At 43.4% G+C, this 22,955-nt stretch carries 16 protein-coding genes and 1 tRNA gene; 6 read left to right on the top strand and 11 right to left on the bottom strand.

The genetic code is table 11. The features are described from left to right. From HRT75_RS00505 to HRT75_RS00515, 3 genes are all read right to left on the bottom strand, one after another. A partial coding sequence (locus HRT75_RS00505) for an IPT/TIG domain-containing protein (protein ID WP_291181961.1) occupies positions 1-2,618 on the bottom strand: 2,618 nt, incomplete at its 3' end. A 169-nt stretch (positions 2,619-2,787) separates the two neighbouring features. Further along, positions 2,788-3,501 (bottom strand): hypothetical protein, encoded by a 714-nt coding sequence (locus HRT75_RS00510; protein WP_291181962.1) that lies wholly within the window; start codon positions 3,499-3,501, stop codon positions 2,788-2,790. Beyond that, positions 3,498-4,046 carry a sigma-70 family RNA polymerase sigma factor gene (locus HRT75_RS00515; RefSeq protein ID WP_291181964.1) on the bottom strand — a complete coding sequence of 183 codons (549 nt, stop codon included), beginning with the start codon at positions 4,044-4,046 and terminating at the stop codon, positions 3,498-3,500. Before HRT75_RS00515 ends, HRT75_RS00510 begins: the two co-directional genes overlap by 4 nt. Before the next feature lie 171 nt (positions 4,047-4,217). On the opposite strand from HRT75_RS00515, the gene HRT75_RS00520 reads away from it, so the two are divergent. The 4 genes from HRT75_RS00520 to HRT75_RS00535 are packed head-to-tail and all read left to right on the top strand — an operon-like array spanning position 4,218 to position 9,207. Beyond that, positions 4,218-4,859: a hypothetical protein gene (locus HRT75_RS00520; RefSeq protein ID WP_291181965.1), complete on the top strand. Its 642-nt coding sequence runs from the start codon at positions 4,218-4,220 to the stop codon at positions 4,857-4,859. 9 nt (positions 4,860-4,868) lie between these two features. Next, the gene (locus HRT75_RS00525) at positions 4,869-5,435 is read left to right on the top strand and encodes a hypothetical protein (RefSeq protein ID WP_291181967.1); all 567 of its coding nucleotides are present in this window, start codon (positions 4,869-4,871) and stop codon (positions 5,433-5,435) included. A 12-nt stretch (positions 5,436-5,447) separates the two neighbouring features. Next, positions 5,448-6,311, top strand: a complete 864-nt coding sequence (locus HRT75_RS00530) for a hypothetical protein (RefSeq protein ID WP_291181969.1) — start codon at positions 5,448-5,450, stop codon at positions 6,309-6,311. Positions 6,312-6,363: 52 nt separating this feature from the next. Then, positions 6,364-9,207: a CHAT domain-containing protein gene (locus HRT75_RS00535; RefSeq protein WP_291181971.1), complete on the top strand. Its 2,844-nt coding sequence runs from the start codon at positions 6,364-6,366 to the stop codon at positions 9,205-9,207. Here the strand turns inward: HRT75_RS00535 and HRT75_RS00540 are convergent, their stop codons facing one another. From HRT75_RS00540 to HRT75_RS00560, 5 genes are all read right to left on the bottom strand, one after another. Beyond that, on the bottom strand, positions 9,208-9,843 hold the full coding sequence (locus tag HRT75_RS00540) for a response regulator transcription factor (protein ID WP_291181973.1): 636 nt from the start codon (positions 9,841-9,843) through the stop codon (positions 9,208-9,210). Further along, the gene (locus HRT75_RS00545) at positions 9,833-11,773 is read right to left on the bottom strand and encodes a sensor histidine kinase (protein WP_291181975.1); all 1,941 of its coding nucleotides are present in this window, start codon (positions 11,771-11,773) and stop codon (positions 9,833-9,835) included. Before HRT75_RS00545 ends, HRT75_RS00540 begins: the two co-directional genes overlap by 11 nt. Before the next feature lie 25 nt (positions 11,774-11,798). Next, complete coding sequence (locus tag HRT75_RS00550) at positions 11,799-14,426, bottom strand: tail fiber domain-containing protein (RefSeq protein ID WP_291181976.1); 2,628 nt, start codon at positions 14,424-14,426, stop codon at positions 11,799-11,801. Between the two features lie 129 nt (positions 14,427-14,555). Continuing rightward, positions 14,556-15,266, bottom strand: coding sequence for a CPBP family intramembrane glutamic endopeptidase (locus HRT75_RS00555; protein WP_291181978.1), 711 nt, complete (start codon positions 15,264-15,266; stop codon positions 14,556-14,558). A 23-nt stretch (positions 15,267-15,289) separates the two neighbouring features. Further along, a complete protein-coding gene (locus tag HRT75_RS00560) occupies positions 15,290-15,859 on the bottom strand; it encodes a helix-turn-helix domain-containing protein (protein ID WP_291181980.1) in 570 nt (189 codons plus the stop codon). A gap of 173 nt (positions 15,860-16,032) precedes the next feature. On the opposite strand from HRT75_RS00560, the gene HRT75_RS00565 reads away from it, so the two are divergent. Continuing rightward, on the top strand, positions 16,033-17,577 hold the full coding sequence (locus HRT75_RS00565; RefSeq protein WP_291181981.1) for a hypothetical protein: 1,545 nt from the start codon (positions 16,033-16,035) through the stop codon (positions 17,575-17,577). Positions 17,578-17,669: 92 nt separating this feature from the next. On the opposite strand, the gene HRT75_RS00570 is transcribed toward HRT75_RS00565, so the two are convergent. From HRT75_RS00570 to rseP, 3 genes are all read right to left on the bottom strand, one after another. Then, on the bottom strand, positions 17,670-20,081 hold the full coding sequence (locus HRT75_RS00570) for a glycoside hydrolase family 3 C-terminal domain-containing protein (RefSeq protein ID WP_291181983.1): 2,412 nt from the start codon (positions 20,079-20,081) through the stop codon (positions 17,670-17,672). Between the two features lie 506 nt (positions 20,082-20,587). Beyond that, positions 20,588-20,661: transfer RNA gene (locus HRT75_RS00575), tRNA-Asn, on the bottom strand. Between the two features lie 65 nt (positions 20,662-20,726). Next, positions 20,727-22,052 carry an RIP metalloprotease RseP gene (gene rseP, locus HRT75_RS00580; protein ID WP_291181984.1) on the bottom strand — a complete coding sequence of 442 codons (1,326 nt, stop codon included), beginning with the start codon at positions 22,050-22,052 and terminating at the stop codon, positions 20,727-20,729. Positions 22,053-22,260: 208 nt separating this feature from the next. Between rseP and HRT75_RS00585 the strand changes: the two genes are divergently transcribed. Continuing rightward, positions 22,261-22,926 carry an SCO family protein gene (locus HRT75_RS00585; protein WP_291181985.1) on the top strand — a complete coding sequence of 222 codons (666 nt, stop codon included), beginning with the start codon at positions 22,261-22,263 and terminating at the stop codon, positions 22,924-22,926. Positions 22,927-22,955: the final 29 nt, after the last annotated feature.

Raw genomic sequence — 22,955 nt, forward strand, 5'->3', positions numbered from 1 at the left:
ACCGCAACAGGAACTCCAGCTCTTTTTGGAGAAACACTGCCTCGGCCCATAATATTGGGCTGTTCATAAAATGGTTTTACGCTGATCTCAGAAGGAACTACAGCTTGAACAAAAGCCGTCATACCGCCAACAGGGAAGAAATAGTGCGGAATATCACCGACCCAACCTTCAATGCTGATCATGGGTTTGCGTTGGTATTTCCGATCTTGATCATCATTGCTTCCGGCAAAGACCGCAGACTCATCCATATCTGTCCAAACCACGACTTTCATTCGCCGCACTTCATTAGCCTTTAAAAAGATGGAACCGTGTTCTAAAGCCACATTCCAGAATCGCGGAACATCTCTAGCCTTCATATCCATAATGACATTTCTATCGTATGGATTACGAACATCAACTTCGAACTCCACGGGTCTAAATGGACTTCCAGAAGCCGCTTCAAACTCTACAAAATTCTCCTGTGCCATGTTGTTATTAAAGGTGATTTCTCCCGTCATGGGTTGAATCTGAACCTTAACACAGGTGTGCTCACCTACACGCGGCACCCATTTTCTGTTGGCCTTTACTATCGTGTCAAAATCAGCAGGGAGTATCCCCAAATTTACTTCGTCAAAGGGCGCCCAGTTACCATCATCGCCCACTCCAGGGGGTGTATTGACATAGAAGGTCACTTTTACGTCTTCTGGCGTGGGTACCGTTCCGTTATTTCGAATTCGTGCATAAAGATCATTTGGATTGTCAACCCAAGGTGAATCTCCGTTGCCTATCGGTTTAGTCTCATCTCCTGTTTCATGGTTTTTGTATATGATCTTCGCCGGAGAGGTTTCATCATTCTTTGGACTGTTTGCCCAAATATCAACAGACTCCCATGGCGGAGGATTCCAAGGATTAATTCTCAGATCAAATTGCCCATCAGGATTGGGTGCAGGTAAGGTTCCCCATTCCACACGAATTCTATATTTGAGGGGTCTATCCGATAATTTAGAATCAACACTAATACGAATGGTTCGCGCGGGGTCATTGACTACATCACCCACTTGTAAGATCCTTTGCGGGAACAAGAGTTCTACCTGTCTGTCACTATTGTTATTCTGGTTAGTATCTTCTGTGGCACGACTCACTAAAACTCCCCCAGCCCAGCTTGGTGAGCCAGTGAGGTTGATGTTTTGGTCAAAGATATAATCGTTCGGAGCGCCAAGACTGGCATCTGGGCGCTGCCGGACTTCCACGTGATAGTAAAGTCCCTCCGTCACCTTAAGACTGATCAGATTGACAACATCATCTGTTGTACTGTCCGGATTATTCGCGTGAGCAACCACGTCAAAAGTCTCATTAAATGTCGGGCTACTGCCCCAATTCACATTGGCAATATTACTCGGTTCAAAATACCCCAAACGCTTCTCCATATTGTAACCAATGTAGAGCGGACCAGAGTCATGGCTTCCCATAAAAGCATATCTGCTTGCCGAACCGTTTCCAGGATTGTTTGAATACAAATCTCCACCTGCAAAGAAGTGAGATAGCTCGTGTCCTAATCGACCCCAATGCGTTCCCTGAGCCACATAGGTAAGACCCTTGCGTGCAGTAAAATCGATATCCAGATTCAGGCCTAGAATAGTTGATTCCGCATGAAACCCTTCTTCCCTCCAACAGCAAGAACCGCGTAAAAATCTACCCGCACAGATTACCACATAATCGCCGTAATCGTCAAAATCAGGCATGACGGCTTTGGCTCCAATAAGGGCTTCTGCATAATAGAAATCTGGTTCTTGGACTAAATTTTTAAGACGTTGAGCCGTTTTAAGCTTGGTCTCTCTATCATCAATAATTGCTTGCTGAGCTTCTACCTGTGCCTCTGTGGCCATTGGATCCAGAAGTAAAGCATCCATATCTGCTTTGGCTCCATCCAGGGAATTCTGAGCGCGATCAATATCGGCCTGAGTCCACATATAAAAGTCCCGAGGTTGACTCAACGGAATCCAATCCGGGGTCACATCAAAATCTACAGAGGTCTTTCCATAGGATGCTTGTGTAAAGAAGGTATTGGCTTCGGCGGCTTTAGCCACGATATAATCTCGAGCGGTAGCTGCAACACTAGTATCTAAATAAGCCGTAGAGTCAGGATTTGTAATATCGGCTGGTTGCGCTAAAACAATTAGAATACGCTGATTCGTGCCTTGAGCGGCCATATCATATTCTTTGTTGGAAATATATTTCAAGCCCTGAACCAGTTCTGCATCACTATCTTCCAAGGGCGTGGCCTGGGTTGTGGTTCCAGCTCTATTGAATACCACAGTGCTGGTATCTGCTACTGGGCCGTCCAGGTTATTGACAATTACCGGCCCTGTGGCAATATCTCGTAAAAGTACCAAACGTATGGTGCTGTCTGTGGCACTGATCACCTTGGTCTGTCCACCGCCTATGGTCACTTCATTGCGGTGATAAATTCTATTAAAATGTTTCCCCTTAATGGTCACAATGGTTCCAGGAATACCTTCGCCTGGCGTGACCGATCCGATCTCTGGTTTTAAAACCGTAGACTCGCAACTGAAAAGCATAATGCTTAAGATCAGCAGCAGCAATTTAATCGCGCTACGGATTGGATTTAGTAACTTCATGATTGTCTTGATTGGTTAGTTCTCAGGATCAAATGTAGATCGCTGAATTAGCCCAATCAAGAGGTAAAAACCTGATTTTCAATAGAAAATACCTTTGTGTTATGAAGAAAAACCTCCGAAGACTATTGAGGTTAAAACGTCATCTAGTTCCAAAAAAGACTAATTGGAACTAAATCTCTTTGAGGATACTATTGCGCTGTTCTGCCTTAAATTCCGCGTCAATGGCGTCCATTTGTTCCAATTGGGACTTGGCGTTTTCTTTCTGATCCAACTTTAAATAAGTCAAAGCTAAATACCACTTAGATTCTGTCTGAAATTCAAAAGCAGTTTCAGATAATTGTTCTAAAAGTGGAAGCGCTTGTTGCGTATCGCCAGCATTAAGTAGCGCCATGGCCCGGTAGAATTTCAGGTTGACATCATCCTGCTGAGCTAAAAGCTGCTCAAAAGAGGCGGCAGCTTGCTCAAATTCTCCGTTTTCATAGAATACAAAAGCATCACTTATTGAAGTAGATGCCGCACCGCGAATCACCGGTTGATATACGTTGGGATAGGTCTCAAAATAATCGTCGTACAAATTGTCAGAGCCGCCAAAGAAGAAATTCACGCCCAGTGCAATTACTAGCACACTTGCTGCGGCATAACGCAACCAAGGCTGAATGTACCATGGTTTAGTCTGCTCAGAAATCTTTGATTCTACCGCTTGAAGCTGGGCTTTGAGATTGTCATATTCCGCCTTTTTAAAGGCCATATGCATCTGCTGATACGTTTCAAAGGCCGCTTTGAATTCGGAGTCCTCTTTTAATAAACGGATCACCTTTTGGGAATCAGCTTCCGAAAGGCTCTGCTTAAAATATCCTTGTATTAACTCTTCGTGCTCCATCATTGATCAACTCCCATTAAGGTTTTTAAGTTCTTCATACATCTCGATTTGTGGCTCTTTACAGTATTGACATCCTTGTAATGAGTCTGCTCAACAATTTCACTTATGGTTAGATTCCTAAAGTAAAATAGCAACAGAACTTCTCTACAGCGCTCGGAGATCTGATTCAACTTTCTGGCCAAGAGTTTTTGCTGCGGACTCAGTCCGGGTTCTTCCGGACTTTCCAACTCTTGATCTTCAAAATCAGCTTCCCATCGCAGATGTCGATCACTCAACTTTAAGTAGCGAAAAACCTTGTTCTTTCCAATTCCGAAGAGGTAGGTCTTTAAGCTGCTTTGTTGAAGTTGCAACTGTTTGGTTACAAAATTCTGATGCATGGCTATAATGGTATCCTGATAGATATCCATGGCTTGGGCATCGTCAATCTTATAACGCTTTACGTAATTCAGAAACTCTTCCCGGTATAATTTATAGACCTGTTCTAAAGCAGATTTGTCATCGGCTCGCAAACGGCTTTCCAAATTTTGGGGATCAGTGTTTCTTTCCACTTAGTAGAAATGAAGTGTTGAAGGTTAACAGTCAATAGCAAATATAATTTTTTTTAGTCGGTGTTAACCTTTTGATCTCAGGGATCACTAAAGCACGTATGCAAGTCCATTGAAATCCCCATCGATGCAGCAGTAAGTAAACCATCAACTTAAACCAAACACCTCGAAAATATGATTATCAAAAATGCCCTATTCGCCCTTGCGAGTCTTGCTATTCTGAGCGCTTGCATGGGAGATCGAAAAACCATTGTTGGGGAAGACTTATCAGACACTTCTTTTGTCAATAAAGATTTTAAAGCCAATGCCATAAACTACACCGAGGGCATGAGTGCTTGTAGTGAATTATCTGCGGATGAGATCGCCCAAATCTATCAAGTCTCGGTCAGTGCGGTTATCATTGATGACCCACTGACCAATCCGCAGCGAAGCGCCACCTCCACGCCTTTATGCTCTTTCTACATCAAATCCGGAGATAACGACTTTCAATGGTTGCGCGGTTCGATAGCTGTAGAACGCGAGATCGGGAAAGATGAATTTATGGGCGATGTGGCTGAGGCCACTGGTTCTGGTACAGATTGGGTAGAAGCTTGGAAGCTTAAGCAATCAATGTATGAATCCACTGAGTGGGTGCCCAACCTTGGAATGGCCGCTCTATGGCACGGCCAGCAGAACACTTTGGAGATCAAATTTGAAGGCTACACCCTCAAGGTGCATCCGCTAGTCAACAAATCGAACCCACAGGAAATGGCGCTCAGTCGCGATTATAAAGCAGCTGCTATTGCAATGGCCAAAAGCGCAGGATACCTCAACTAAACCATCCATATGAAATCTATAATTTTTAGAGCCTCTACCCTGCTTATGACCCTTTCACTCTTGAGTTGTTTAGGTGGAGTAGAGCAATCAAAATCCGAAGAAGACTCAAAAGTGACTGCTACCAATAATGAAGCTTTTGCTACAAAAGCCGCCGACATTGCAGAAACTCTATGTAAGGATTTCCCAGAAGCGCTTATCCTCAAATACAACCCTGATGGTTTGCGTTTTGAAAGTGAGCGTGTAGAATACAAAACAGGTGTTTTGGATCACTGTAAGATCAAACTTTTCTACGGTAAAAAGGACTACGAATTTTATGAAGGACAGGTAGGGGCTTGGGCTCCAAAAACTGAAAATCCTCTATGGCAATACGACCCCAAGCGCAATGCCAATATGTACCACGCAGTGGACGGATTTGGAGAGCAAGCTGTTTTTCTCACGGCTGTTAATCAGTTGCTGATCCTAAAGGACGGAATTATCTATAATATCAATCCGCCTAACCGACGCGGAGCCACAACCAATTCTGGAAAAGAGGTTAAAGAAATTGCCATAGAAATGGCAGAACATTATGGGATTTAAAACCATCACCTTATGAAAACTCAACATATCAAAAACAGCCTCTACCTGCTTCTGGTTTTAATGACCAGCGCGGCTATAGGTCAAAATACAGTGCGCGTAAATAGCTCGAGTTTTAAATCAAACCTGGAGGTAGCTCAAGCACAGATTTCTGATCAGACTTTGATGCTGACCTTAATGGAAATTGACAAATACGATTCAAAATACTTGCAAGACAATTGCGACGAATGCGAAGACGGAAAAGTGCTTCTTTTAGAAGTTGATTTTCAACGTGGTTTTAAGTTTCCAATCACTGAAAAAGACAGTGTATACGTGAGGGTGAGTTTACTTCAAGATGCCCTAGCAGAAAACGAATTCAACGAGGGTCAAGTAGAAGATTATAAAAGGAATCGCAATCAGGGAGAAGAAGCCGCTCTGGCGAACAATGCTGAAATGATCAAGAAAAAAGGGATGGAGATCTCCCAACAACTCATGGCGGGAACCATCACGCCAGAAGAGGCAGAGAAACAGCTTTTGGCTTTAACTGAAGGTTATACAGAAGCCCTTGACAATTCCACTATTGGCAGCATGGAAATCAAAGAATACGAGGAAAATTCCAACTATTCCATCGTTTTTTATAACGACGAAACCATGACAGATTATCAAATGTTCTCAGGGTATTTGTATATCAAACAGTTTGACAATGAACGTTTTGTTGCTGAGTTCAACGGCGATGGCATTGAGCAGTGTGTAGAAAAACGATCGGCCCGATCCAGAGAAGATGAAGAGATCTGTGGTCAGACCGAGTCGCAGTTCTTGCCAGACGCCAAGGTGCTCAGTGAAGGGGCAAGTTCCCTATTTATTGATGTTGCCATTATTGAATTCCTCAACAACCGATAATTTGGTTTTCACGATTTGAAGACAATTCCTATATTGAAAAAAACCCGCTAATTTGACCGTACCGAGCCTGAATAAATCACTGCTTTTAACGCTAATTCTGGGTAGTTGTGGACTCTTTTTATTTTGGAGTTCAGTTAACTTTGAACCCAATCTAAGCGCGCCTGCACAAGCAGAAAACAGAGGTATTGATCTGGATAGTGTGGCTAAAAGCGCCATGGAAATCTATGTGAGTGGTGCTTTTGCAAAAGTTATTGAAGCAACAGATTCAATTCTCACAAAACACTCGGCTCAAAATGAAAAGGACAGTTTAAGCCTGGGGAATATTTATCTGGTTCGCGCGCTGAGTTTAAGGCAACTCAACGCATCAGATAAAAGTCTGTACGCCACAACCAAGGGACTACCCTACTGCTCGGAATCCTTGGAAGGAAACAAATTAAAAGCCAAACTCTACAACAGCAAAGCTTGGGCAGAGAGTGATTTGGGCTATTCCAATAAGAGCCGCAAGAGTATCCTGACCTCTTTGGAACTTCTCAACCAAGAAGAAAATCCCAACAATTTATATCTGGTGGGGGACTATATCCTCGCTTCAACCTTGGAGGCATACTATGGCGACAAGGATGAGGCGCAGCGTTATTTAAGACTGGCAGAACGCATCTACTTTGAGGACCAAGAAAATATTGAAAAAGAGCGGCGTGAGATCTATCGGAATTACGACCGTTTAGAAGTCATGCTCCCTTATCGGAAAGCGTATATGCTTTGGAGACTGGGAACTACTGCCAAAGACAGTTTGGAATTGGAAGCCACTATTGACCGATTGCAGGAAATTCGTCAAAGTGCCGAATTTGTCAAAGAGTATGAAAGTCAATATTACACTACAGCCCTGAATCATGCTGCAGATTGGTTTATTAGTCGCGTAACGGATTCTCTGGTGACAAAAGCAGATATCGCCCGATCGAGAAATTTGTTGGATGAAGCCATCAATTTGGTCGAACAGGAAGGCTACAACGGTCCAATCATGAGCTTTAAATACAACAAGCCAAAAGTTCTTGCCCTTGCGGGAGAATACCAAGAAGCCGACACTCAGATCACTGCGCTTTTGGAAAGTTTATCGCAAACGGATCCACGAAGACCCTTTTTCTATGCGCAGAAAGGACTGATTCAGGCGCTCAAAAAAGAAAAAGACAGCTGTATTGCTTATTTCTACAAAGCCATGAGTTTGGCCCACAGCAGTGACACTTTACTGGCCAAAGACTACAGCAATTACAGTCCAAGCACCGTATTTGGACATACAGACATGATGGTTAGGATCGCGGCTAAGTTGGACGAATTTTACCCAAAAGACACTGTAGTTTCTCAGCAAGTGGCCAAGTTGTATCAAGGCGCGCTCAAGCAGTTCAATTCCAGCTATGCAGACAAGAGTTTCAATACCAAATACAACCGCACATTACGTCTAATCCTTGATGGAATATTGGATCTTAAAAACAGAGGATTTGGCTTGGAAGGAATTCGTTTGGAAGACATCATTAATGAATCAGAGACCATTAGAAATCAATTAGCCTGGAAACAATTCAATCAAAACAGGTACACGAATTATTTACCCAATTTAGATTCTTTAAGCAAGCGCAGTGTAAAACTCAGAACCCAATTGGTGAAAGCCAAACAAAGTGATGCCACTCAAAGGGCAGACTCCATTGAGCAGTTGATCCGAGGACATCAACGCGTGATCAAAGAACAGTTTCCCAACTTGGATCTTTTGAGTACTTCAAAATTCGCCATTGCACAGCAACAAAGCACTATGGATTCGGACGCATTGATCTTGAAGTATATTTTCCTGAAAGATAAATTAGCCTTATTCTCCATTTCTAAAAGTGATATCAAAGTAGATTTAATGCCTTGGGGAGAAGGTGAGAAAGCTCTACTCGATCACTTTGTAGATAATCTTAAAACACAGCAGTACGATGCCCAAATAGCAAAAGATCTCAGCGAAGCCCTACTTCCTAATATCAATGGCTACAGCAAGTTGATCATCAATCCAGATGGGGAATTATTCCAATTGCCCTTTGAAGTTCTCAGTTCTGATGACAGATATCTTTTTGAGGATTTTGCTATTAGCTATACCTCCAATTTAAAGTTTATTGACACGCAGGCATCACAGACCACTGCCGCTGAGCAGTTGGCTATATATGTTCCTAATTACGAGGATACTTCCACCATGAGTCTTACGCGAAGTCAGTCATCCGTCCTTGTTGGTGCACAAAAAGAGGCTCGTAAAATTGGATCCCTATTCAGCGCCAAAGTTTATGATGAAAGTAGCTTGAACAAGGAAGCTTTCATCACCACTTCCGCCAATGCCAGAATGTTACATCTGGCCATGCACGCAGAGGTAAATAATGACCAACCTGAACTCAGTAAATTCATCTTTAGCAGGTCTGAGAATGATGACGACCACCTATACCTGGAAGAAATCTACGGAATGAGCCTAGGCGCAGAAATGGCCGTGCTCAGTGCCTGTAACACAGGACTGGGCAAAGAAAACGCTGGCAGAAGTTTTGAATCTTTTCAACGGGCGTTCACCTTTGCAGGAGTTCCTGCTACCGTAGCCAGTCTTTGGGAAGTCCCAGATCAAGCAACTGGACAGATCATGGTGGAATTCTACCAAAACCTCAAAGCGGGCAAAACCAAATCAGAAGCACTAAGATTGGCTAAACAAAGCTTTCTGACTCAACATCGGGGAACCAAACTAGCTCAACCCTATTATTGGGCGGGCTTTGTGATCTATGGAAATGATTCTGCAATAAATGCTTCACCAAACTACCTTCTTTGGTCTATAATTGGCGGACTACTTATTATAGGACTTCTGATTTTCTGGTTGACAAAAAGACGCGTTAACGCATAATCACAACAGCTCGTTTTCAAGAGCGATCTTGATGATCCCCACACTGTTTTTAGCCCCGAGCTTACTCATCAAATTCATGCGATGGGTCTCTACGGTCTTTGGACTGATAAAGAGCTTTTCTGAGATCTCTTTAGTGGTTAATTCCTCAGCAATGGCTTGCAAAACTTCTTGTTCCCTGCGAGTGAGTTTTGGGATCAGTTGATTTCTTGAGTTGGATTTGGTATCGTTGAGCAGCAAGCGTTTCTGCAGATCCTTTTGCAGATAGATCTCTCCGGAAAGCACGGCCTTTAAAGCAGAAATGAGCTCCAGTTTATCGGTATTTTTAAGCAAATATCCATGAACTCCGTTTTTGAGCATCCGCTTGACAAAAGAAAGGTCTTCAAAATTGGTCAGGGCAATGATCTTGAGTTCCGGTTGCTGCTGCAGGAGTTTTTTGCTCAATGAGATTCCGTCCAGATCTGGCAGATTTATATCCAGTAGCAAAACCTCAGCCTCTGAAGAAGCTAAGCCCTGCAAGGTCTGCTCCGCAGTAGAAAAACCAGCTACCACATTGACCTCCTCAGTATCGCTCAGCATGCTTTTAATGCCTTGCAAAACCAATTGATGATCATCTGTAATGGCGATTTTAATACTCATCGAGTTCGCGGGTGTCTATTTCAAAAGTAAAGGAAGTTCCTTTTTGGTTGGAAACAAAATCAACATTGGCGTTAAGATAATCAATCCGTGAATTAATATTAGAAAGGCCAATTCCATCACCAGATATCTCATCTCGGTCAAAACCAATACCGTCATCCTCAACGGTGACTTGAAGGCCGTTCTCTTGATAGCTGATCTGCACATCAATCTCGGTAGCCTGAGCATGTTTCACCCCATTGGCCACCAGCTCTTGGATGATCCTCAATACATTCACCTCAGCCTTTTTGGGCAGTTGAAATTCACTTCCTAAAGATTGAAAGTTGATCTGTACTTGATGAGCGGCATTCATGCTTTCGCAATAGGCTTGCGCAGCTTCTTTTAGGCTAAAGTTCTCCAAAGCAGGCGGCACCAAATTGTGAGAGATCGCACGGACTTGCTTGCAGGAATCGTCAATCATCGTGATAGCCTCTTTGATGACCTTGTTGTTCATTTCTATCAAGGTCGATAGCTTGTATTTAATGGCGGACAAATCTCCATTTACCCCATCATGTAGCTCTTTAGCGATTCTAAAACGCTCCTTCTCCTCTCCTTCAATAAGGGCTTCCAAGGATTTGATCTGATACTCCCGCTTTAAGGTGAGAAGTTCCTGATCCTTTCGTTTTTGTTTCTGACGGTAGATCAACCAAATCAACAAAGCGGCCACAGCTAAAAATCCAACGGCGCCAATCAAGTAATTTTGAAGCGTCCGCTTTTTTTGAATCTCCGTTTCCTGCTGATTCAAGGCAAGCTGTTGGGTAGCAATTTCTTTGTCTTTTTTGGTGGATTCATATTTGACTTGAAGCTCATTGATGTTGCGCATCCGATCCTCTTCAAAAATACTGTCCTTGTACTGCGTGAAATCTTCAAAATGACTTAAGGCCAAACCAAACTGGCCTTGCTTTTTGTACAATTGGGAGAGGTTGGAATGAATTTCCATGGTCACCTTTTTGGAATCTGTCTGATAATTCAAAGCCTCTTGCAAGTTCTTTTTACTGGCGGAAAAATCCCCCAACAAATAATAAGCCCTTCCTAAATTGGTCAATACTCTAGAAAGATCCGTAGTGAAATTATTCGCTTCAAAAATGCTCTTGGCTTGCTCGTAATAGACAATGGCTTCCTGATACTTGCCCTGTTCTTGAAGCACAAGACCAATATTCTCGCTGTTTATACCCAAACCCCAATTGTTATCGGTGGCTTTGTCAATTTCCCGAGCCTTGAGGTAGTATTCCATAGCCAACTCATAGCGCTTTTGATTGGAGTAGGTCAAAGCCAGGTTGCCATAAACGTTGGGCAGGTTTACCGAGTCTTTGTCCGCTTCGTGAATTTCGATGGCCCGCTCATAATTGGCAATGGCATCTTCATATTTACCCAAATCTGCATAAGTGATTCCTATGCTGTTTAAAGTAAGTCCCATGCCTTTTCGATGCTCCAAAGCCTCGTATACATCTAGAATCCTCAGATATACCTCCAAGCCTTCGTCATAATCTCCTTTTAGAGAATAGATCACGGCCTTTTGGAAAAGGTTGTTGGCTATGCTTAGCGAGTCCTGCTGTTGTTCTGCGTAATTTAAGGATTGCTCAATATGAATGAGGCCTTGCTGATAGTCTCCTTGAAGTCGATGGAGCACAGCAATTCTATAGTTTGCTCGAGCGATCTGCTCCGCATCCTTTAACTCGGTAAATAGAGCCAAAGAGGTGTCCAGGTGTTTTTGGGCGAGCAGATTGTCACTCATCAGACTCAACCAGGCAAACTTACCGTGGGCGCTGGCTACAGCCGCCTTGTCTTGTGAAGTTCGAATGACCAAAAGCAAACTGTCTTTTGGACTCTGGTTTTGCCCCTGAGCGCTAACAAGCATAAGCAGCCAGAGGGCGAGAAAAAATTGCTTTTTCAAATTCAATTCAAAGGAGGTTAGTTGATCAATCGTTTTCTAAAAGTAGTTTAATCTGCTGAATTTCACGCCTTAGGGCTTCAATCTCTGCCGCTTGCTCATCAATGATGGCCTGCTGTTCTTGCACCGCCTTAACTATAGGCACCACAAATTCCGAATAGCGCAGAGCATAAGGTTGGTCTGGCTGTTGGGGAGTGATCACCCCGTGAAAGTCAAAGCCTGTAGCCTGAGCAGCGGCCTCTACCTCTTGAGCAATAAACCCGGTTTGCACCTCAGCCGCCTTCAAGCCTTCGGCATTGCGTAGCCGAAGACTGTCTGGCGTTTTCTCAAAGCGCGCAATGGCATCCATATCGTAATTATAGCTTACCGGACGCAGTCTTTTAATGAACTCCAGACCAACAATATCTTCCCTGATATTGGTCTTTACGCGTCCATCAGAAAACACGGACCAGTTAGCATTTCCCCCAATGATTGCGATACTGGCATTGCCCAAGCGCACTTGATTTGATGTGTTTGGCTGGGCGTTGTAGCCTAAGGCCGTGGTATTCGTATAAGACGTTGTAGAACCACTAGCACCATACCCTAAAGCAGTATTGTTGCTTGTTGTTGTATTATTCTGAAGGGCTCCATAGCCAAGGGCTGTGTTGTTAGTTCCTGAGGTGTTTTGATGTAACGAATAATGTCCAACGGCCGAGTTTGATGACCCAGAGAGATTATTCTCTAAGGCTCTTCTGCCAAAAGCTGAATTACTCACACCATCTATATTACTCGATAGGCTTAGACTACCAAAGGCCGAATTATAAGCTCCACTGGTGTTATTTCTCAAGCTCCAATAGCCCATTCCGGTATTAGAGTTGACCGTACCATCATCGTTTTGACCAGCCGTTTCGCCAATGAATATGGAAGACCCGGAAGAATTAGATCTTCCGTCAGCAAGATCATTGACCTCTTCTACTTCTGTTGCAGAACTAATGATATTCACCCACGAGGTAGTGCTGTTGTCCCAGTAGTAAAAGGAATTGTCTGTATTTAGAAAGACCAACATTCCGTTCTGGTTAGCTCCTGGGTTGGTGGAAGGAAAGGCATCGATTCTCGGGAGCAAAAAGCCATCGGTTGTGCTCGGTGAAGCAGCATTGCTGGCCTCTAGGTCCAATTTGGCATAGGGCGAGGTGGTTCCGATACCTACACGTCCGTCTTTGAGCCAGGTCATGCGAATACCTTCGTTACCTGAGAATCCACGAGACCATAAATAGAATTTATCTGGCGAACCGTCGTATTCAAACTCGAATCCAAAATCACCACTGGTCCCGCGTTCAAATAGTTTTAAAGAGGATTCAAAACCAAAAGGAGTTACCACCGCCAGACCGGCATCTGTAGACTTCTCAACTTCCGCATCGCCATTGATTCTTAAAAAGTCATTTTCAAATTCACCGTAAATCAAAGGTGTAGTGCTACTGGAGTTCTCTATATACAGTCTGTTGCTGTTCCCTTCATCATATCCAGCCTGATAGCCGATAAAAACGCTCCCGCTTTTGGTATCGTCTCCATTAGATCCAGTTTCATATCCCACAAATACATTGTTGTCCCCAACTGTTGCACGACCTGCATTATAACCTAAGGCCAAGTTGCCACTACCCGTAGTATTTTCTAACAGACTATTGTTTCCTATAGCAGTGTTTGACAAACCCGTGGTATTACTGAAAAGCGTCTGATTGCCCATGGCAGTGTTATAATAGCCGGTAGTGTTAGTCTCTAATGCTTGATTTCCTATTGCCGTATTTCTTCGACCGTTAGTATTATTAGCCAAAGCGTAATAGCCAATAGCTGTGTTTCTAAAACCAGTGGTATTATCGTTCATCGCTCGAAAGCCTAATACAGCATTAGCCTCACCGGTTGTATTACTTGTTAATGAGTACGCCCCAATGGTGGTATTAAAGATACCTGTTGAATTTTGCCTTAATGACTCTATCCCGACCGCAGTATTTGCAGTTCCAGTGGTATTAAAGTACATGGATTGTCTACCAATCGCAGTATTACCGGTCGCCGTTGTATTTGATCGCAAAGCACTTGACCCAATTGCAGTATTATCACTACCTGTAGTTTGACTCCATAGTGCTCTATAGCCAAGACCCGTATTCCTACTCCCTGTGGAATTGTTTTGTAAGCTGCTATAGCCAAAAGCACTATTGGCAAACCCGCTGGTGTTGAGTTGTATTGCGTTAAATCCAATCCCAACATTCTGATTGTTGGTTCCGTCATCGTTTGAACCAGAATCTACCCCAAGGAATATAGACGAACCATCATTAGTGCCATCATTGTCGGACACCCCATCGGTTAGATCATTTATTTGCTGAATGGAACTCCCCGAGACCACATCCCAATTAGAGCTGCCGTTGTTCCAAAAGTAAAATCCCTTGGTTACGCTACCATTACCAGTGGCATATACGAGCATACCGTCTTGGGCGGCGGCTGGATTAGTGGTTGGGAATTCATCTACTTTGGGAATTAGTAATCCGTCGGTGTTGGCCGGGCTGGCCACATTAGAGGCTTGGATCTCAAGCGAAGCATTGGGCGTAGTTGTCCCAATGCCCACTTGAGCCACGTGAGTGTAGGTAGAAAGGAGGGCAAAAAAAAGTATGAGATTGAGCGGTTTCATAACTGTGATTTCATTGGTTATTTTGCTGTTTGCAAGCTATTTAAACCACTTGATCCCGCTTTCAGGGCATACCCTTGAAATTAAAATTCAGGGTATTCCCTGAGATGATCAGAACTTGAATTTAGGTCCTTACTTTTTCTGCGGATGGACTCCAGGCATCCACCCCATATTGAATAAAACTTTAAGACTTAAAAAAGTCAAAACAGTCGGCACTAAACCTCTGAATATCGAATAGAAACTGGCCAAGGGATCCAAAAGTTCCTGCTTTGATACTTCTGAAAAGAGCAGTTCTCCGTACGGCTGCGCCTCATAGAAACAGGCCATTAAGAGGTTGTAACCCATATGAAAGCCAAGTCCTAAATACATGGAACGGGTCTTAGAGAACGCATAGGCCCATACATAACCGGTAAAGCCCGTGATAACAATAACGTAGGCAATGAGTATCGACCGATCCTCCAATATCCCATAGGAGAACACGTGATAGACCCCAAAACAGAGTGCAGATATCCACAAAGCCCCTTGCGAGCCCAATCGCCTTAAAAGAACATAAAGCAAAGCGCCTCTAAAGACCAGATCTTCAGTAAGTGCGGAGCGCCAATGATAATAGAATGCCTCTGCAAAGGTCTTTAGATCAAACTCCGTGCGCTGCCACTGGACGGATTGCACAGCAGTTTCTATCCCAATAAGAACCAGACAACTCATCACTAAAATTGTCAAACCAAGACCAAACTGGATCAAGCGGTCTTTGTTTGGTATTAACCCAAGCGCGCTTAAGTTCTCCTTCTCAATAAGGTATAGGAGCCCCCAAGAGATCAATAGTAAGACTAATAATCCAAGCATAATAATTGACTATCTGATGTGTGTTATTGGTTCTTTTTTTTGAGGAAGGGAATGGACAGCGGATAATAATAGGTTCCAGATTCCATAGCGGAGAGCGTGGAACGAATAGAGAAGACTAAAGCAATAAGTGCAATGAACCCAGTAATGAAAAAATTAAGCCCAGGCAGTGCAAAAAATAGTAAAAGTGATATCAAGATCAACAGACTCATGCTCGCGTGAAAATTGATCACTGCACGGCCGTGGGTATCGTAAATGGGGTTCTGATCGGCCTTATTGATCCAAATAAATAAAGGAAACAAAATGTTAGCCAGCGGAATGATCAACCCAAAGAATGGAGAAGCGTGAAGCAAGAGCATCCATTTGCGATTGATGGGTTCTTCTTTGGGATTGTCCAAAACCAATAGATCATCAACCTCAACCTCTAATCCAACCGCGAGAAGTTTTACGGTCTGTAAATGCGGTTGCACTTCACCCTTTTCAATACGTTGAATGGTACGCACACCCACGGTGGTTCTATCCGCCAACTCATCTTGGGTGTAGCCTTTGAGTTTTCGGTGGTACAGGAGGTTTTCTTGTAGACTTGCTCGTTTCATGTTTTGTTTGTTGATACTGCAAATGTAAGCGGAACTGCTGGTAATTTACCCGCCATTTAAATGTCACCTAGCTGTCATCTGCTGTGTTTATAGGGGATTACGACCCTATTTTGAACACTCTTCAAAGAATTGGCCAGGTTTTGATTGGACAGAGATTTTAATATCTTTAGTTCATGAGCATCTTTAAAACCAGAATATTCAAGTTTGGAATCGGGCTGTTATTCTTGGTTTTAGGAGTCTACATTTTTGCCAATAAGTATGCGCAGTCCAAAGTGGAAAATCTGCTCAGTGAAAAACTCCCACCACAGTTTGAATTAGAATATAAATCACTTTCAATCGATATTCTGAGTGGTTCTGCAAATCTGAATGAGGTGCTATTTCAGATCAAAAATGTAAATCTGGACAGTATTAAATCGGTTTTTCATATTGAATCTATTCAACTCTCCGGACTTGGAATAAACGCTTTGATCCAAGGAGAGGATATTGAACTCCATCGTCTGGAAATTTCTAAACCCATTGGTTATTACACCCCAACAGTTATTGCCAAAGACTCCACCACATCCAAAGCAAAACAACCCAATCCGCTAAAGGGAATTCGCATTGAAAATCTTGAAATTAAAGAAGCCTCCATCACGCTGCGCGAGAAAAAAACCGATAGCAGCAAGCTGATCATTGGCAATGCGGAACTTACAATTAGCGAGCTTAGTCTAGACCTACAAACAGGCCCAAAACCTAGGATCTATTTTGAAGATTATGAAGTGGATATGGGTTCACTTTTTGTTCAGGCGAGTGAATTTGACGAATTGGAAATCGATCTGATCTCTGGCAATAAACAGCAAACCACCCTAGAAGGAATAGCATTCAGAACGATCCCAAGCCCGCAAGAGCTCAGCAAAATGATTCCCAAAGAACGGGATCATTATGAGCTGTTGATTGATGAGTTGTCATTGCAAGAGCTCGAACTCTTTGAACCAGAATCTGATTATTCACTAAGCGCTGGATTCATTGATATAGCCGGACTTGATTTAGCGATTTATAGAGACAAACTCCTTGCAGATGACTTCTCCTATAAGCCAACGGTGAATGAAATGATTCGGAACATTCCATGGCCTTTTAGAGTCGATAGCATGAGCATCACTCCCAAAAAGATCAATTATCAAGAACGCGTAGTTGCCGCCAATCAGGGCGGAAAACTCTTCTTTGCTGATGGCCACATTGGAATTCAAAATCTGAGCAATCAACTTCCAGAAACTGAGGACACCGAAATAAGCATTCAAAGCCGCTTTATGGGTAAGGCAGATATTGAGGCACTTTGGACCTTCAATTCCAACAATCCGGAAGACAGCTTTCGCTTTAGTGGAAATTGTAAGAACGTACAATTGGAGGACCTCAATGCCTTTTGTCAACCCAACTTAAACACCTTGATGGCTGGTGAGCTTAAAACCTTATTCTTTGACTTTAGCGGTGATAGTAACCAGTCTCTGGCCAAAGTAAAAGTGCGATTCAAAGATGTTGAGATTGCAGTTCTCAAGAAAAAAGATGGTCGCCGCAATAAGTTCTTTTCTTCTATGGCCAACTTCATTGTCCGGAATAATTCAGACAATAAAAATGGAGTTTACAAAGAAGAACAGGTGACCGTTACCCGAGACAAGACCAAATCACAGTTTAACTTTCTGTATTTGAACCTCAAAGAGTCTATGATGCGGGCGTTTTTGTAGTCATTGCGGCTTGATCGAATTAGCGCCCAATTCTTTCAGGATAAAAAACCCGACCAAAACAGGCCGGGTTTAATACGTCGGGAAGTCAAAAATTATATGGATACGGTATCAGAAATGCGAATGCTGCGTGAGGAACCACCAATATTGATGGTGTAATTGCCTTTTTCTACGACCCAGTCAGAAAGAGCTTCGTCCCAATAGGCGAATTCCTGGATAGAAACTTTCAGATTAATGGTTGCAGAAGCACCAGGTTCAAGCTGGGCCGTCTTTTCAAAAGCTTTAAGTTCTTGAATTGGACGGTCTACGCCAGGATCTTCTTTAGAGATATACAATTGAACGACTTCCTTACCAGCAAAATCGCCAACGTTTGTGACTGTAAAGGAAACGGATAGTTCATTGGCGTCCAGCATCATTTCTGGTTCTGAATATTCAAATGCTGTATAGGAAAGTCCATAGCCAAAGGGATAGGATACATCCAGATTATTCTTATCAAAATGGCGGTACCCTACATAGACCCCTTCATCATAAAGGGTGTAGTCTTCATTTTTAATCTGATCGGCTTTGTCTTTGACTCCACTATTGGTAATAAAACTCATGAGATCTATGGGCTTTCCATCTAACGGAAAATTACTGTGTGAGGCATGGTCCGCTACGGCATTGGGGAAAGTCATCGGTAGTTTTCCACTAGGATTCAATTTACCCACTAAAATATCAGCAGTTGCATTACCGCCTTCTTGACCGCCTTGCCAAGCGAGCAGGATGGCATCGGGAAGTGCTTTCCAAGAAGCCGTCTCAATGACTCCACCAATGTTGAGTACTACGACCACTTTTTTACCCAGAGCTCCAAAGACCTCTTTGGTATTTGCAATCATTTCTTGTTCTAAAGAACTCAGTTTAAAATCATCTTCTACAACACGATCACCACCTTCTCCACTGTTTCTACCAATGGTAATTATCGCTACATCACTGTTGGCAGCTATTTCCTCTAGTTGCGTTTTGGAATATTGAATTTCTGGTGCGTTGTATGGAGTCAACATCGCGTCGAGGCCTTCCAACTTTTTAAAGGCCTCTATATTTTTGGCCTTATGAGATTCAAAGAGCAGTCTTGCATCGGCATTAATGGGGAATCCTGCATTTTTCAATCCTTCTTCCAAAGAAACCGTATAGGCTTCATTGACATCTCCGGAGCCCGTTCCGCCAGCGATAAAATCATAAGAAGTGATCCCCAAAAGAGCGACCCGGGAACTGGTATTGAGCGGCAGTACTGAATCGTTTTTAAGCAAGACCATGCCTTCTGCAGCGGCATTACGCGTGATCTGTGCATGCGCTTTTAGATCGGGATTATCGCTATAGTTATAACTGCTCATCTTTTTAGAGTTCAAGATGAGTTTGAGGATACGGCCAGCAGCTATATCTATGGTAGCTTCGGATAGGGTTCCCTCTTCATATCCTGCAGTCAATGCCTTCCATTGTTTGTTTGTACCGGGTTCCAAAAGATCGTTTCCAGCACTGACCATGGCCACGGCGTCATTCCCGCCAAACCAATCGGACATCACCAATCCTTCAAAGCCCCATTCAGATCGTAGAACATCGCTGAGTAATTCTTCACTTTCGGCTACATAAGTACCGTTGACTAGATTATAAGAAGACATAATCGTCCATGGTTGAGATTCCTTTACAATGATCTCAAAACCTTTGAGGTAGATCTCACGCAAAGCGCGCTCGGAGACAATGGCATCATTGAAGTTCCGATTGGTCTCTTGATTATTTACAACAAAGTGCTTTACTGAAGTACCTACTCCGTTCGATTCAATTCCATTGACCATCGCTGCCCCGATGTGCCCAGTGAGGAAAGGATCTTCTGAATAGTATTCAAAGTTGCGTCCGCAGAAAGGATGACGGTGTAAATTGGTTCCTGGCCCAAGGACTACATCTACCCCGTATTCAAGGGCTTCTGTACCCATTGCATCTCCCACAGTGTAGACCAGATCTGTATTCCAAGTAGATGCTAGCAAAGTCGCTATGGGAAAGGCTGTACAGTAATACGTTCTGTCTTCTCCTTCTCGCTCCGCAGCGATCCGGAGTCCAGCCGGGCCGTCTGAGAGATAGATTGTTGGCAATCCCAAACGAGGCGTGGGGACTATGGTTCCAACTGCTCCAGGAATGGCAGAATACACATCGTCTCTTCCTAATGCAGCGGAAATCCCGGAACCTTTCAAAAGGTGTATTTTCTCTTCGATGGTCATTTGGCTAAGAAGGTCAGCAACGCGAGCCTCTATAGGATTTGCTGGGTCTTCATAGATGTCGAGTTTCCCATTGGCATTGCGATCCAAATAGGTCTTTCCATTGACCGTGATTTCATTGAAACTGGTTTGCTCTACATAATCATCCTCAAAATCTAAGAATGTCGCTTTGAAATACATCCAACCAACCACCGCGATGATCACGATTAAACCCAAAAGTACTCCGAGAACTTTGAGCGATTTTTTAAGCCATTTCTTCATTGCTACTCTTATTGTGTCAATCTGACACAAAAGTAATGAATTTAAATTTGCAGAGTCTGCTTGAATTCGAGCCCAAGTTTATTACATAAAAAAACCCGATCATTTCTAATCGGGTCTTGACTTCTCGGCTCCTCCACTTGGACTCGAACTGGGGCCGAGCGTCTTTTCCTAAAAGTTGGAAAGTCCAGTGGACTTTTCAAAGCGAGGAGCCTGATGGTGCGTTGGCGGATCACAAAATGTCCAGTGGACATTTTGCCCGAGGGGCCAGCCTGCCGCGCGGGCGTGTGATTGGGAGAGTCCAAAGTATATAAAAACAAAAAACCAGTCCTAAGACTGGTTGATTCTGCTCCTCCACTTGGCTCGAACCGGACCGAGGGATCACAAAATGTCCAGTGGACATTTTGCCCGAGGGGCCAGCCTGCCGCGCCGGATGTGTCCTTGAGTTCGAGTACAAGTTTACTCCATAAAAAAACCCGATCATTTCTGATCGGGTCTTGACTTCTCGGCTCCTCCACTTGGACTCGAACCAAGGACACCCTGATTAACAGTCAGGTGCTCTAACCAACTGAGCTATGGAGGAATTTCGCTAAGCGGAGGCAAATATAAATTTATTTTTATTCCACTACAAGCAAATTATATTTTTTTCTATCCGAAAATCGCTCGGTAAAGGTCATTACCATTGGCAAACAGAACCAAAGCGATCAAAAGGATGAATCCGATCATCTGTGCGTACTCCATAAACTTGTCGCTCGGCTTTTTGCCAGAGACGATCTCATAGAGTAAAAACATCACGTGTCCACCATCTAAAGCAGGGATAGGAAGGATATTCATAAAAGCCAAAATGATCGAGATGAGTGCGGTATTAAACCAGAAGGCTGTCCAGCTCCAAGTTCCGGGGAACAGGTTGCCAATGGCTCCAAATCCACCGATCTGTGTAGCTCCTTCCTTAGTGAAGACATATTTAAACTGCTTCACGTAGTCTACTAAAATGTTGTATCCAAAAACGGTTCCGCCGCTAAGACTTTCCCAAAAGCTGTATTTAAGTTGCTTGAATTTACCGTCATACTCTTTTCCAAAGTTGTTGATTCCGGCCTTGCCCTTATCGTTGGGAGTTACATTGAAGGTTTGTTGTTGCCCGTTGCGATCCACAGTAATAGCTACCTCTTTCCCAGCGTTTCCTGCAACATTCTCCTGCACCATTTTCCAGCTCACTGTTTTCACGTCGTTAACTGCAACGACCACATCGCCTTTTTGCAAACCTGCAACGGCTCCCGGAAGCTCTGGAAGTACAGTATCAATAACCGGTTCTCTCCAACGGTTAAACGGATTGGTATCGCCTGATTTAAACATACGCATACCAATATCTTCTGGCAAGCTGATGGTCTCTTCTGCTCCATTGGCATGGGCCACAGTAATGTTGTTTACGTCACGCAAAAAGATATAGCGGTTCAGGTCTCCAAGGTCTTTGAAGTCTTCTCCATTCACTTTAAGAATCTGATCCCCGTCTTGGAATCCGAGGTCTTTAAAACTTTGTGCTACAGAGAATCCTTTTGGAGCCAACTCTTGAGTCACAATGCGCTCTCCATTGACGTAGAAGATCCCAATATAGATCAAGACCCCAACAATGATGTTTACCGTTACACCACCGACCATGATGATGAGTCGTTGCCAGGCTGGCTTGGAACGGAATTCCCACGGCTGAGGCGGTTGTGCCATCTGTTCTTTGTCCATGGATTCGTCTATCATTCCAGAGATCTTAACGTATCCACCCAAAGGAAGCCATCCAATACCGTAAACGGTTTCACCGATCTTCTTTTTGAACAGGGAATATTTTATATCGAAAAACAGGTAGAACTTCTCTACGCGTGTTTTAAAGAGTTTTGCAGGTATGAAGTGACCCAGCTCGTGCAGTACGATCAGTATGGATAAACTCAAGAGTAACTGCGCGGCTTTGACCCAAAATTCGCTCATTGCTTAAAATTTAGAGGACAAAAGTAACCTATTCGGGCCGCTTTAGAAAATGCAGCCTGCTCGGGAAAGGCCTTGATGCTTAATTTTTAACGCATTTTTATCATAGAACAGCAGCAATTGCTTTTTCAAAGTTAAAATCCGCAAAAACAAGCCTTGGAATTGTGGGGTCTAAGGCGGCGGTCGTACCTTTGCAAAAAGGATTTTTAGTATGCTTCAATTCTTTGCGAAATACAAGTTTTTTGGTTTGGTTTTGCTGATCTTATCCGCGCTGATCATCACCATTATGTATCGCGCCTTAAAGCCCAAGGATCGTTTGCCAATCATTGAGCCTGTTACTATTGCTGAAGAGTTGGTAGATCCCAGCATGCAATTCGTCAAGAAATATCACGGCATTCCAGATTTTAAATTGCTCAATCAAAACGGAGACACTATCACTGAGGCAGATTACGAGGATAAGATCTATGTAGCGGATTTCTTTTTTACTACTTGCGCTACCATTTGCCCCATCATGACGGATCACATGGTTCAAATTCAAGAGGCCCTTAATGGGGATCCAATGGTGAAGCTGCTTTCGCATTCTGTGACACCAGAGATCGATTCAATTCCGCAGTTAAAAAAATATGCCTTAGAAAAAGGCGTCAACGATTCGGTTTGGAATTTGGTTACAGGAGATCGCGAACAGATCTATGATTTGGCCCGAAAAGCATATTTCGCCGCAAAGAAGGATGCCGTTAGTGAATACGGAATGATCCATACAGAGAATTTTGTACTCATCGACAAGGAAAAACGCCTCAGAGGTTATTATGACGGGACAGATCCTGATGATATCGAACAGCTTTTAGAGGATATTGAAATCCTAAAATCGGAATACTAGAAAAACCACTATTTACTTTTGGATGCGAT

The organism is Gilvibacter sp. (assembly GCF_013214815.1).
In the GTDB taxonomy this organism is placed as follows: Bacteria; Bacteroidota; Bacteroidia; order Flavobacteriales; family Flavobacteriaceae; genus Gilvibacter.

What these genes read in the sequence shown, in the direction of transcription:
- HRT75_RS00510 (WP_291181962.1), bottom strand. Translation starts at nt 3,501, where the DNA reads ATGATGGAGCACGAAGAGTTAATACAAGGATATTTTAAGCAGAGCCTT.
- HRT75_RS00520 (WP_291181965.1), top strand. Translation starts at nt 4,218, where the DNA reads ATGATTATCAAAAATGCCCTATTCGCCCTTGCGAGTCTTGCTATTCTG.
- HRT75_RS00525 (WP_291181967.1), top strand. Translation starts at nt 4,869, where the DNA reads ATGAAATCTATAATTTTTAGAGCCTCTACCCTGCTTATGACCCTTTCA.
- HRT75_RS00530 (WP_291181969.1), top strand. Translation starts at nt 5,448, where the DNA reads ATGAAAACTCAACATATCAAAAACAGCCTCTACCTGCTTCTGGTTTTA.
- HRT75_RS00540 (WP_291181973.1), bottom strand. Translation starts at nt 9,843, where the DNA reads ATGAGTATTAAAATCGCCATTACAGATGATCATCAATTGGTTTTGCAA.
- HRT75_RS00550 (WP_291181976.1), bottom strand. Translation starts at nt 14,426, where the DNA reads ATGAAACCGCTCAATCTCATACTTTTTTTTGCCCTCCTTTCTACCTAC.
- HRT75_RS00555 (WP_291181978.1), bottom strand. Translation starts at nt 15,266, where the DNA reads ATGCTTGGATTATTAGTCTTACTATTGATCTCTTGGGGGCTCCTATAC.
- HRT75_RS00560 (WP_291181980.1), bottom strand. Translation starts at nt 15,859, where the DNA reads ATGAAACGAGCAAGTCTACAAGAAAACCTCCTGTACCACCGAAAACTC.
- HRT75_RS00565 (WP_291181981.1), top strand. Translation starts at nt 16,033, where the DNA reads ATGAGCATCTTTAAAACCAGAATATTCAAGTTTGGAATCGGGCTGTTA.
- HRT75_RS00570 (WP_291181983.1), bottom strand. Translation starts at nt 20,081, where the DNA reads ATGAAGAAATGGCTTAAAAAATCGCTCAAAGTTCTCGGAGTACTTTTG.
- rseP (WP_291181984.1), bottom strand. Translation starts at nt 22,052, where the DNA reads ATGAGCGAATTTTGGGTCAAAGCCGCGCAGTTACTCTTGAGTTTATCC.
- HRT75_RS00585 (WP_291181985.1), top strand. Translation starts at nt 22,261, where the DNA reads ATGCTTCAATTCTTTGCGAAATACAAGTTTTTTGGTTTGGTTTTGCTG.